Annotated in this window: 6 protein-coding genes and 1 pseudogene; 1 reads left to right on the forward strand and 6 read right to left on the reverse strand. The window is 55.3% G+C overall.

Annotated elements, in window-relative coordinates; genetic code table 11:
• Nucleotides 1–42: 42 nt before the first annotated feature.
• The 5 genes and pseudogenes from CAL24_RS10830 to wecB all read right to left on the reverse strand — a co-directional run bounded on the left by CAL24_RS10830 (nt 43) and on the right by wecB (nt 11,070).
• On the reverse strand, nt 43–1,725 hold the full coding sequence (locus CAL24_RS10830) for a heparinase II/III domain-containing protein (protein ID WP_094806698.1): 1,683 nt from the start codon (nt 1,723–1,725) through the stop codon (nt 43–45).
• 34 nt (nt 1,726–1,759) lie between these two features.
• Nucleotides 1,760–3,235, reverse strand: a complete 1,476-nt coding sequence (locus CAL24_RS10835) for a heparinase II/III domain-containing protein (RefSeq protein WP_094806699.1) — start codon at nt 3,233–3,235, stop codon at nt 1,760–1,762.
• 37 nt (nt 3,236–3,272) lie between these two features.
• Nucleotides 3,273–8,564: a glycosyltransferase family protein gene (locus CAL24_RS10840; RefSeq protein ID WP_170947070.1), complete on the reverse strand. Its 5,292-nt coding sequence runs from the start codon at nt 8,562–8,564 to the stop codon at nt 3,273–3,275.
• 136 nt (nt 8,565–8,700) lie between these two features.
• Nucleotides 8,701–9,960 carry a UDP-N-acetyl-D-mannosamine dehydrogenase gene (wecC, locus tag CAL24_RS10845; RefSeq protein WP_038854054.1) on the reverse strand — a complete coding sequence of 420 codons (1,260 nt, stop codon included), beginning with the start codon at nt 9,958–9,960 and terminating at the stop codon, nt 8,701–8,703.
• An 8-nt stretch (nt 9,961–9,968) separates the two neighbouring features.
• Nucleotides 9,969–11,070: pseudogene (gene wecB / locus CAL24_RS10850) on the reverse strand (non-hydrolyzing UDP-N-acetylglucosamine 2-epimerase).
• On the opposite strand from wecB, the gene CAL24_RS24315 reads away from it, so the two are divergent.
• The gene (locus CAL24_RS24315; protein ID WP_249278564.1) at nt 10,972–11,256 is read left to right on the forward strand and encodes a hypothetical protein; all 285 of its coding nucleotides are present in this window, start codon (nt 10,972–10,974) and stop codon (nt 11,254–11,256) included. The pseudogene wecB and the gene CAL24_RS24315 overlap by 99 nt on opposite strands.
• Before the next feature lie 295 nt (nt 11,257–11,551).
• Here the strand turns inward: CAL24_RS24315 and CAL24_RS10855 are convergent, their stop codons facing one another.
• The gene (locus CAL24_RS10855; RefSeq protein ID WP_094806701.1) at nt 11,552–12,574 is read right to left on the reverse strand and encodes a lysophospholipid acyltransferase family protein; all 1,023 of its coding nucleotides are present in this window, start codon (nt 12,572–12,574) and stop codon (nt 11,552–11,554) included.
• Nucleotides 12,575–12,578: the final 4 nt, after the last annotated feature.

The raw sequence follows: 12,578 nt of genomic DNA on the forward strand, positions 1-12,578 counted from the left end.
GAAAAAAGCGCCTTGTGGCAATTGGCTGAGAATTCTCGTTTTCTACGTGCCTTCAAAACTAATAATGGAAGTTATATCGTTTTCAGTTTGTGCAGGGAGACCGATTTCGATTACTTGAGAGGCAACATACTTATTGGCTAGAGTAGAAACAACAGAATATACCTTAGAGCCGGCGACCCCGCATTTTACGCTGATGTTAAGCGGAGCATCACTCTTAAAATCCATCAGCATGCAACGATTTGAAAGCTTCGAGGTGACCCGAACCTGGGTACCGACAGTCTCAATATTCTTATGTGCATCTACATGCCAAAGCAACTTGACGCCGCGTGCTTGGCCATCAGTACTGCGAATGATGTCCCTCACTCTAATGAAAGCATGCTCGAAGGCAATATGCCTATTCATTACTAGATCTTCAAACCCGGAGAAGGAAAAAGTGAGAGCTTGCTCACCCGTATGAGGACGCTCATCAACGAGCCACCAGCCATTTTTAATTTCCTCCCAAGGCTTATACCGTGCTCCATCTACGATCGCCACGTTATGTGCATCGCGTGATCGGACATAGCGGCGAATAGGATCGGATTTGTTGTAGTTGTACATACCGGAATCTATCAGCCAATCTTCCCCATATGCATAGATGATAAGATGACCTTCATCTTGCTGCCTATGATATTGGCTCAAAGGACCCGCTTTGAAGATCGTATGTGTGACCTGCGTAAAATCGGCTGGGCCAGCCCATTTATCCCGATGTATGGCATATCCGGATGTCGGGAAGACTTGGTAAGTAGATGTTGGACGTACCCCTGACTTCCCTTTCGTGAAGACGTAGAGAAATTCTCGATACTCCTTGGTATGCCCCAATATTTCTCGAAATGAATCCGTAGGGCGTAAAAGCTCAGAATCGCCGATTATGGGCGTAAATCCGTCAGGGCGAAGTATATGAATAATATAATTCATAATCAATTTCGCCTTCGACATGAACTCTGTGGCCAGGGTGCCGAGATCATGCTGATCGAATTCCTGAACAATGGAGATAAATACTTTAAATACGAAGATGTGATAAGCGGGACTATTTTCTACGTGGACCCCATCCTCTGTATAGGCAAAATGTAGCTCAGAGCGCAGCCGGTCTAACGCTATTGCGCGCCATTGATTTGCATCCTTCCAAGCGGCTGCGCCCACCGTACCCAATAGCAACAGCACACGTGCCTGCTCCAACCCATGGTTAGTGTGTTGAGAATAAAAATCATTTCTCATCAAAATCGAGCCATGCTTTTCCAGCAGCTCAACAGCTTGTGGGCAATTCTGGGCGAACGATTCTTCTGAGCCGATGGCGACCGAGTGCGCGTAGAACCACAGCACGTGCTCAGCTCGCAATGCTGTGCCGTGATCATGCCAAACAAATTCATTCAGATCGGTGCCACCAGGCTCAGTCGTCAGGAATTTGGCGCACCAGTGGTTGACCAGTTGAGCGCCAATCTCAAGGGCCTTTCTGTCACCAGATTGAGCATGATATGCAATCAAATAACCCAGAGCCGAAAGGGTGCCCCATCGCCACTGCCATGAGCGATTATGTACTGGATTTTGATCCCAATCCAAGCGATATGGGACAGACGGAAATGGGCCCAGTTGAATTTTTTTTTCGGTGACGATCTCCCGCCCACGTGCCGCAAAATCTGTATTCTTCTTTAAAAGAGAGAGCCTTTTTTCAATAAAGTCCAAGCGCATATTATATGGTTGCCGGCGCACGTGATGCCTATAATTAGAATTCAATTTTGAAAGGAACAGTTTTATCGCCGCTTTGAAGGAACCGCAATTTGCGCGTATGTATATACTCGAAGCGGTTGGTGCCTACGTAGATCTGTTCGGCGGTATCCCATTTTCCCTGGTGTGCAGGCGCCGAGATTCGAGCAATAAGACGGCCTTCACAGATAAGATCCGCGAAGTTGCTCGTCACTTTAGGCTCTATCTTCGGATTCAAGATAAAAGTATGGATGCTGGTAAACTGTTTTTCTGAGCTACTTTGGATCGTATCCTCAACGTCCAATGTATTATTGGATAGGCGAAATTGTCGCTTAATTTCGTAGCCTTTTATCCGTTCGTGCTTAGCTAGCAGGTGGAATCCTGAAGCAGTTTCTTCCCATTCCACCAAAGCACTGCCTTGCGCGTATTCGGTTCGGTCACAAAACGATTCGCCCATTATTGTGACCGTATTGTGCGCATCCGCGTCGCGTAGCTTCGTATCGAGATTATTTCTGTAGACAGTATATCCAACGTCGTCGAATAGCATCTTTCCATTAATTTCCAAGCAGAATGACAATTCGTCATCCTGCTTATGATTGTGCGAATTCCACGCACACGTGGCCGCAAAATGTAAATTTGTATTGGCGGTAGATTTGCGTTTGTAGAAAAACATTCCGCCAGCACAATAGAGGCGATTTCCCTCTTTTCCTATTTGCTCTCGCACCTTATCTGATTCTTTAATTTCAGTGCATGCTGAGAGAATGGAATTGTTGGGCTGTCTGAACGAATCTCCAAGTGGAAAATATTCTCCGCAATCGCGCAATGCAAAGGCCAGCAACTGCCGTGTGTTGGAAGTCAGCGCGGGTGCGTAAGCACTATTTCCCTTTAGCGAGGTATAGTGCTTGAGAAAATCTCGCGCTAACGGATAGTTATGTTCTTGATAAGAAACCGAATGTTCGCGTGTAATGCCGGTAGGGTCGAACATTTGCTTGAGTGTATTGATGCCTCGCTCCAAAATCTTTTCCTTATTGATTTTGGGCCTATAGCGATGATCTGCCTCATATAAGTCTAGTAGAGCGATATCTGCCATTAATCCATGGTTGTGGCCAGCACGATACATCGTCGGACTTTGTAAGTTGGCAATATCCCTGATAATGAGTCGATTGCACAATCCGACACCTGGCACATCATCCTTTGATTCGTAGTATCGCCTGAACGTAATTAATTGCTGTAAACGTATAGTCGCAGTATGATCGCCACGTAAATTATTATAATACGGGTTGTTTATTTCCTTCACGCAGTGGAAATTATAGAAACTACGAAGTACGGTGAGTAGGTTCTCTCCCAGTATTTCCGGGTTGATCCAACGAAGACTCATGAAGTGATGTTGCCATGATTTCGACTGGAACGGATCCATTCGCCACTCGATAGGAAGGTGAAGGGTGACATTATCGAATGCTTGATGACGAACGACAGCCAGTTTTTCATTGATCATAGCTATGGTGGCGGGATTTTATATAACAACGGGGAATTTAGTTTGATGCGGTAATGAATAATTCCAGTTCACGCTGAATTGTGCGTGCAAAATTCAAGTGATTGCTTATCCGTTTGCTGGCAGCGAGTGATTTTTCTAGAAATTCGGTTGGATGATTGAACGCGTGCTCGATCGCATTCGCGAGGGATGCAGCGTCTTCCGCTGGGCACATATAGCCTTCCTTTTCGGAAAAGAATTCGCTAACGGCAGCCACGTCTGACGTGATCGGCACCAATCCGCTTGCCATAGCTTCGTCTCGCGAAACCCCTTGAGTGTCCATACGAGTAGGGCAAAGAAGAATGCCGTATCCCTTGTGTTTTTTCGAAATTTCCCGGTGAGTTAGAAATTTCTTGGTAAGCGTGACATTGCTGAAACTAGCAAGAGGCCTCGTTGTATCGTCATACAATTCGCCATCCCCGCAAAGTTCGAAATGTAAATTCTCGAAAAATGGTTTTTTCGACAACGCAAGAATGGCGTTAACTGTTAGGTCATTTGCGTAAGTGCGGCCGGAGTATGGGCGGATTGATAGTATTTTTGTACGATCGGCCGCTGTTTTTTGAGAGTAGGTGAATATTGTGTTGTCGACAAAATTTGGAATTACCTGGAATTTGTCGTGTGCAAGTGATACGCCGATATCTTGCTCAGTAGTATTTTTGAGCCAATTCGAGACAAACACGATTGACAGATTCTTGCTGGGATGACTAAGTACTGTGCGCCAGAATGACTTCCGGTTGTCGCTCAACTTTTTCTTGCGGGCCACTTGCTCCGGTGTCATATCCACAAATTCATATGCACGTCGAGGCCATAGTTGAATTTCGGAACCGTGAGCCCATACCGTCACCTTGATCGTGTCGAGAAATTCTTTGAGCACATTCCACATATTCGTATCCAATATGTGGACCAGAACATGTTTGTAACGGCCAGATTTGAGAGTGTTGCGCAGCAGCGTGGCATCGCCTGACGCAACATCTATATTCTCGAACTCGCGATAGGGTTGGCTGGGTTGACTGGTGATGCGAAAGATCTCAACTGGATGGCCTTCCCGGACATAGGCTCGGACTCTCGTATGCAGGAAGCCATAGCGATATAGATCATCATAGGCAGGATACTGCTTGGTAAGCACCAGGATAGGCGAGCGTCCGGCGATGACGGCCGGCTTCTCGCCATGTGTACCGAGCACCAGTTTGTGGATTTTAATGTCCGCCGCTCCCAGAACCCGAAGGCCAAAGCGGATGTAGACGCATTCGTTCGGGATGGCCAAGGCATGAGTACCACTGGCCCCCATCATGGAGTGCGAGATCTTCTTGCCGTCCTTGTCCTGAAATTCGAAGACGGTCCTGACGTCACCAGGATCATCGCAGACCAGTTGAAACTGGCTATTGAGGACCATGTTGATATCTTCTCGCCGATACGCAGTGCGCACATACATATAGGCGTGCTTTTCGGGCGGCAAGCGCGACGTGATTCGAAGGGCGTTGCCATTCATCTTGAGGGTGATCAGCTTGGATGCTGGCGGCACAATTGCTTCTGCCAGCTCGGCGGCTGATATGGAAGGCAGGTCATCGTCCGAATCGCCATTCAGTGTTTCAGCAGGAACCATCGATTCCGCCAGCGGAGCGAGATCGCGCACCAATGACACCCCGCCTAGCGCGAACTTGAGGTCCCTGACTAGAGCAATAGACTCGTCCGGCGCGTCGGCGCCGCTGGCGAGATAATTGAATTCGTCGATAGCCAACGTATTGCGCTGTTCTGTCGTCGCGCCGTCGGCGTTCGTAAGCCACGCTGTGAGTTGGTGGTCATTCACCGTGGTAATGCGTACGGCAGCGGCGCGCAGCGGAAGCTCTTTCATGAACTTATATTGTTGGCCGTCATTGCGCAACGAGCTCTGACCCGCCTCGTATCGATATTGGGCTGCTTTGCCATATGCATCGGCGGCGGAACAATAGGTAGCTGCCCAAGCCAGATCGTCGGCGTAGTGTTCGCCATAATAATCTTGTGGGTGCATCAGCCCCAGCAATTCCAACTGGCTGGCATTGGTGCGAATCGCCGCAATCAGCGATTCGGCCGAATCGTGGTGACTGATTCGAGTATCTGTCCGGTCAATTTCTGTCATAGACAGGGTAGTCAGCACGAATAAGCGGCAGCCTGGATGCTTCTGGCGGCGCAAGCCGTCTGCCAGCGTACGCAGCTCCGCTTGATTGTTTGCTGTTGCGACAAACCCAATTCCGGGAATCTGGCTGATGTAGCTAGTGTTCGAGAGTTTCGCCCTGATATAGGCCAGTCGGTGCCTGTACGTATGCTCGGCCATGACCTTGCGGAGACCTGCGAGGCGAAACTTCCGATACATAAGTTCGTCGCCACATAGCTCGCGTACTCTGTTGTCGATCTGATCCGCGCTATCTGAAGAGATCACTAGGTCACCGAACAGCAGGCGCATGCCACGCGAGAAGTTGCTGACGACGACTGTATTAGACGCCAGTAGTTCGAACACCCGGCGTGCAAACATTGTTTGCGACTGCTTGATGGTGTTCATATTGATGCCATATCGATAGCCCTTATAGGCGCGATCGATTTCATCGAACTTCAGGGTACCCAGGATATATCGGCTGTACTTTTCCGGAAACTGATAGTGCGGATGCGGTTTCTCGTAGTTGCGGTCGTAGATCTCGACGGGACGGAATTGCTGCACGGTGTCGATCAACGCAGCGAAATCACGTTGGCGTTCCGGGTAGCGTAGGTAATACGAGCCGGCGAAGTTGAAGGCGTCCTTTCGGTCGTAGATCTCTATGGGATTATGCGTCGCAGGTTGGGCAGCAAAGGGCAGAAGATAAACCCGATTGTGTCCAAGGATCTTCTTGTATTTTGGAATGCAGTCAATATCGGTAGTGAACACGTGGTCCACTAGCGAAGCCAATTCGATGAACGTGCTGAAGTGGACCGGGTCCTCTTTATTCCAGAACATGCTGGGAACTTGATTGGCCTTTGCCCATTGCAGCAATGCCCGAACTTCCTCGGTGCAGTTGCTGACCTTGCGCGCCCAAAGATCTTCCACACCCTTCCAGGCCGATTCGATGAAAACAAGGTCAGGCTTGAATGCTTCGATTTCTTGCTGCCAGCTTTCCGGACGCAGTTGTAGCAAGTCGCATTCTGGCGCATAGGAATGGAACGTGAATTCATCCATGATTGCCGCGATGCGGGTTTTGGCGGCCTGTTCCCCAATCGTGACGGCGGGTTGGCTGACCAGCATGGTCGGCGACTGGGGGGGGCGTATGACAGGCCTGCTTGGCGCTGCGGTAGTAGTGGCCTGTCCTTGAGCTGATAGCTTGCGCTGTTTGCGTTCGCGACGTGCCTTTGCTTCGCGGCGGATGCGCATCAGATCAGAGGGGAGCCTGGAGAAAGCAGACCAGGACTTGAAACCATGTAATAGCGCGTACCCAAGCTGGAACGACTGGGTGTTGCGGGTTTGCTCTACTTGATGCAGCGCCTGTTCTTTTTCATGCTGCAGGTTGCGTACGCGACGCTCCAAATGGCGGATCTTTCCTTCAGCCTCTTTCTCCCGGCCCTGGGCATCTCGATATTGACCGAGCGCGTCCCGGTATTTGAGTTGTGCGTCCTTTAACTGTGTGGACACAGTGGTCAGTTCCATCTGCGCACGGGCGAGCTTGTCCTGCAGCTCTTTGGCCTGTGCCGCTGCCCGGGTTTGGGTTTGCTCGTTCTGGGTGCGAACTTGTAGTAGTTGCGCGTTGAGTGTCTTGAGTGACAGTTCCGCCTGGCGATGCTGGCCAGCCAGTTGTTCTCGGGCTGTGCGCAGCCCTGTTACTTCCGTTCGCAGGGCCGCCATTTCTGTTTGCAGCATAGCCAGCTGCTTTTCAGATTGGACTTTGTCTGCTTCCAGCGATGCGAGCCGTTGCGCCGCTTGTTGCTGATCTTGTTCGTATTGAGCGCGCAGAGCGGCGTACTCCGCGAGCCTTGAGTCCAGGGATACTCGCAGTTCTTGAATGCGCTGCTCGAACTGGGTCCTTTGGGTGTGGGTAGCCGTCTCGCTGGCGTGAAGTTGCTGTGCGGCCTCTTCGCGCGCCGTTTGCGCATCCCGCAAGGCCTCGGCCGCCTGGGCTTCCAGTTCCCGTGCCCGGGCTTCCAGGTCCCTAATGCGTGACTCGAATTGTTCCCGTTGAACTTTGGCCGCCACTTCGCCAGCCAGCAGGCTCTGCTTCGCGGCATCTCGAGCGTTTTCGGCGTCGCGCGCATCTCGCTGGGCATCCGCCGCGCGGCGCTCGAGCTCCTGGATACGCAGGTCGCGTTCGAGTTTTTCGTGGCGCAGCACTGCGATCTGCTGGACTTGCTCCAACTCGAGAATGCGGGATTGCGCCTGCACCTGGGCAACTGCCTGGGCCGCCTGGTCGGCGGCGGATTGGCGAGCCTGGAGTTCAGCCTTCAGCTCGGCGATCTCTTGCTGGGCCGCAGCTTCCGCATCTTTCTGGGCGTGTTGAACGGCTTCGAGCTGTGCGCGCAGGGTGGTTGCTTGCGATTCATGTTCGGCTTGCAGGCTGTCCAACGCCGCCAGCCGCTCCGTGGCGTCGTCGTACTGGGCCTGCATGGCCAGGAGCTGCTCATGCGCGGCGTGGAGCTTGTCCACGGCGGCTTGTTCGGCGTCTTTAAGTGCAGCTTCCAGGTCTTTGACCAGGGCGTCCGGCCATGTAGTCGTGGCGGGGGTGCGTGCCAGCACCTTCTTGCGCGCTTTGCTGACAAACGCGATGGCGTCGCCGAAGACACGGGTTTCCTGGGTATCGAAATGACGTCCCAGGTGGCGTGCCGGCTCACGCACGAAAAATGTATGGCGGGCGCGGATGGTGTCTTGTACGCCCAACGGCCACAGGGTGATCAGCCTGCCTTCGGGCTTCAGCTTGCGGTAGGCGAGTTCGATCAACTCGCGCGGCTTGCTCGCCTGGGCAATGCTCTCGGTCAGGATGATGGTGTCGAAGCTGCGGTCGATGAGAGAGGGCACTTCATCCAGGTTGCCTTCATGAAGCGTCACCGCGCGCTGCACCTGCGCGGGTTCCTGGCCGATGAAAGCGCGCGCCTGTTTATAGACGACAGGGTCGCTGCACAAGCCTACGACGGTCTTGCCATCACGAGCCAGCAGGATGAGCGCGGCTGCCTGGCCGCAATCTGCTTCAAGTATGTGGTCGCCCTGGACCTGCTCGCAGAGCCACGCCAACCGGTCCTGGGCCTTCTGCATGAGGTCCGTGCCCAGTTTGCCGGCGTACGCTTCCCATCCTTGTTGCTGCATCGTAAGTATGGCTGACATAGCTATCGTCGTATTCCAAATCCAAAAAAGGGCACTTGCACCGGGACCATGCCGGTGCCAGTGCCCACAGGCTTCCAGTGGCGGCGGCGAGGCGCCGCCGCCGGTGTCGAGTGGTGCGTCAGGCCGTGGGCAAGCCTACTACGTCGACGACATGCAGGCCCTCGCGCTCGGGCCAGGTGATCTCGGTGAACTGGCCATGCTTGACAAGTACGGCGATTACGTCAGCATCGGCCAGGGCTTCATCGAGCGTGGCCAGGCGGCCACGCTTGAGCGTCGCCGGCAGCTTCTCGATGTAGGGTTCGACATAGAGCACGTCGCACGGCACCTGCTCGCTGATGTCCTGTGCGATGTGCAGGGCAGGGCTCTCGCGCAGGTCATCGATGTTCGGCTTGAAAGCCAGGCCAAGCAGCGCGACCTTGATTTTTTCCGGCGCGGTTCCACGGGCCTCGACTTGGCTGATTGCGGCCTTGATCTGCGCCGCGACCCAGTGCGGCTTGCTGTCGTTGACCTCGCGGGCGATACGGGTCAGGCGGGCCTGTTCGGGGGTCTTGTTGACGATGAACCACGGATCCACGGCGATGCAGTGTCCACCGACGCCGGCGCCCGGCTGCAGGATGTTGACGCGCGGATGATGGTTGGCCAGCTGGATCAGTTCCCAGACGTTGATCTGCAGCTTGTCGCAGATGAGGGAAAGTTCGTTGGCGAACGCGATATTGACGTCGCGGAACGCATTTTCCGTCAGCTTCGACATTTCGGCGGTGCGCGCATTGGTCTCGAGCAGTTCGCCCTTGACGAAGGTGCGGTAGACCTCCTTGGCCTTCTCGGCCGAGATGGCGTTGATGCCGCCGACGATGCGGTCATTTTCGACCAGCTCGCGGACGACCTGGCCGGGCAGCACGCGCTCGGGGCAGTAGGCGACGTAGATGTCGCTGTCGGTGCTGCCTTGCAGCGGCAACTTCAGGTCGGGGCGCAGTTCGGACAGCCATTGGACCATCTGCTCCGTAGTGCCGACCGGCGAGGTCGATTCCAGGATGACGATGTTGCCCGCTTTGAGCACCGGGGCGATGGCTTCGATGGCGGCCTGGATATATGACAGGTCGGGCTCGTAGTCGCCCTTGAACGGGGTGGGGACGGCGATCAGGAAGGCGTCGGCGGCTTCGGGCTTGGTGGTGGCTCGCAGAAAGCCCTCTTTGACTACCGACTGGACGATTTTTTCCAGGCCGGGTTCGACGATGTGGATGGCACCCCGGTTGATGGTGTCGACGGCGTGCTGGTTGATGTCTACGCCGATGACCTTGACCTGGCGGGAGGCCAGCATGGCCGCGGTCGGCAGGCCGATGTAGCCCAGGCCGATAACCGAGAAGGTGGGAGAAGTCATGTTCGAGCTCATTTCTGGGTCTGCGAGGATTGGAAGTGTTTCAAGAGCGCCTGGACAATGCGCTGCGAGGCCTGGCCGTCACCGTAGGGGTTATGGGCATAGGCCATTTTCTGGTACGAGATGTCGTTGTCGGTCAGGTCGGAAACGGCCTGGACGATGCGTTCGGTGTCCGTGCCGACCATGCGCACCGTGCCGGCCGCCACGGCTTCGGGGCGCTCGGTGTTGTCGCGCATGACCAGCACTGGCTTGCCCAGCGAGGGGGCTTCTTCCTGGATGCCGCCGGAATCGGTCAGGATGATGAAGCTCTTGCCCATGAAATACACGAACGGCTCGTACTCCAGCGGTTCGATCAGGTGCACGTTCTCCAGGCCCTTGAGCAGGCGGTTGACCGGCTCGCGGACATTCGGATTCAGGTGCACCGGATAAACGAAATGCATATCCGGATAGCGCTGGGACAGCTGCTGGATGGCGCGGCAGATATTTTCGAAGCCGTTGCCGAAATTCTCGCGCCGATGGCCGGTGATCAGGACGATGCGATTATCGCCAGTCAGGTACGGATATATCGCTCTGCGAGATCGCGCTGCAGTTCGGCATTGGCGTCCACTTTGGCCTTGACCGTAAGCAGCGCGTCGATGACGGTATTTCCGGTTACCAGGATGGCGCTTTCGGGTTTGCTTTCGCGCAGCAGGTTCTGGCGCGACTGTTCGGTGGGCGCGAAATGCAGGCTGGCCAGGTTGCCGGTGAGCTGCCGGTTGGCCTCTTCGGGCCACGGCGAGTAGATATTGTGTGTACGCAGCCCTGCCTCGACATGGCCGATCGGCACGCGGGCGTAGAAGGCGGCCAGCGAGGCGGCCAGCGTGGTCGTGGTGTCGCCATGGACCAGCACGTAGTCCGGCTTGAAATCGTCGAGTACGCCGCGCATGCCTTCCAGTACACGCGCCGTGATGCTGTGTATAGATCCTGCCCCGGACGCATGATGTCCAGGTCGTACTGGGGCGTGATGGCAAACAATTGCAGTACCTGATCCAGCATGTGGCGGTGCTGGCCGGTAACGCAGACGCGCGCCTCGAAGTCGCCGTGGGCATTCAGCGCTGCGACGACGGGAGCCATTTTGATGGCCTCTGGTCGGGTCCCGAAGACTGTCAGGATTTTCATATTACTGGGAACTTCTCCAACAAAATACAGAAGAGGCCGAACATGTCGTCGGCGACGGGCCACGGAAGAGAGCGGAATGGCGAACCTGGAGTGTCTTGCTGCACCTCTGTCTTCAAACCGCGCCTGCTCGATTGTTATTGAGCGGGCAGGCGCAGCAGAACCGGAGTGATGGTTTCACCTCTGAGTAGGGGCTAGGTGCATGCATGTACATCGATAGCTGCTCAAAAATGAGAGCCTATCAATAAACTAGCCCTGCCATATGACTGCGATGTGGCGCAGATTGGCATGTTGCAAGTAATTGTTTTGTTGCCTGCAAAATTGGCCATAGTTGTTAACGTTGTTTACATATGGACGCGGTTTTGAAGCTAGCCTGTAGGAATTGTAGATCGTCCGTGCATAAAAATTACAGAATAATTTGGTCAATAAAAATAAAGGGCTAGGGGGGAAGCGGCGCAGGCGAGCCGGCCTCGGGACGCAGGAAATAAAGTTGCTGCCAATCGTCGAGCTGGGTCCGGATAATGCCGCTGAACAGGTCGTCCAGCTCCCGCGCGAGGCGAAGCTGCCCGGCGTCGTCGCCAGCGGACGGGATGGGCCGGTCCTCGAGGATGTGCAGCTCGAAGCGGGCGCCTTTGCTGCGGCGCAGGTAGACGGGCACCAGCGGCGCGCCGGTGGCGGCCGACAGGCGTATGGCCAGGCTGAGGTTGCTGCCGTAGGGCAGTTCGCGGCCGAAAGTGGGGAAATACACTTGGCGGCCGCGGGCTTCATCGAGGTGTATCAGTACTGAACCGCCCGGTTTGCGCAAGTGCTCGACCAGTTGGCGGGCCGCCTTGAGGCCGGGTTCCAACACGGCGGCGCCGTGTTTGCCGCGCAGTTTTTCGCTGAGGCGTTGGCGGAAGCGGTTCGGCAGGCGGCGGCTGATGGTCATGCCGGGAGAACGGATGATGCGCATCAGGCACATGCCGAGCAAGTCGCCCAGGTTGCCGGTGTGCACGGATACGAAAATGCGCGACGTCGGCTCGGTTTGCAGTTGCCGCAGGCGCTCGGCGGGCAGGGCGGTGACCCGGCCGCCGTCCCAGATGCGGTCCATGACCAGGGTTTCCAGCAGGGCACGGCCGGCATTGCGGTGCAGGCGCTGCAGCAACTGGTCGATTTCGGCGCCGGCCAGGTTCGGCGCTACCAGAGCCAGTGCCTGGCGCGCCTGGGCTTCGGCGTTTTTCCTGGCCTGGCCGAGGTAGCGCCCGCGCAACGCCCCAAAGGAGGAGCACATGCCGACAGGCAGGCTGCGGAACAGGTAGTAGGCGCCAAACTCGCCCGCGCCCGCCAGCGGCTCTTCCAGCCAGTATTTGCGCCAGCGCCGCAGGCTCCCGGCGTCGCGCCAGTCCGGGAGCAGGGCGGGCGCGTCGGCCGCCACAGCCGCGGGCGGCTTGACGCGGGGAACGTTGCGCTGGCGGCGAGCCATGTCT

Origin of the sequence: Bordetella genomosp. 2, from assembly GCF_002261345.1 — a bacterium.
GTDB lineage: Bacteria > Pseudomonadota > Gammaproteobacteria > Burkholderiales > Burkholderiaceae_B > Bordetella_A.

Coding starts and splice junctions, on each gene's coding strand:
- CAL24_RS10840 (WP_170947070.1), bottom strand. CDS start 8,564: ATGCAGCAACAAGGATGGGAAGCGTACGCCGGCAAACTGGGCACGGAC.
- CAL24_RS10830 (WP_094806698.1), bottom strand. CDS start 1,725: ATGCGCTTGGACTTTATTGAAAAAAGGCTCTCTCTTTTAAAGAAGAAT.
- CAL24_RS10855 (WP_094806701.1), bottom strand. CDS start 12,574: ATGGCTCGCCGCCAGCGCAACGTTCCCCGCGTCAAGCCGCCCGCGGCT.
- CAL24_RS10835 (WP_094806699.1), bottom strand. CDS start 3,235: ATGATCAATGAAAAACTGGCTGTCGTTCGTCATCAAGCATTCGATAAT.
- wecC (WP_038854054.1), bottom strand. CDS start 9,960: ATGACTTCTCCCACCTTCTCGGTTATCGGCCTGGGCTACATCGGCCTG.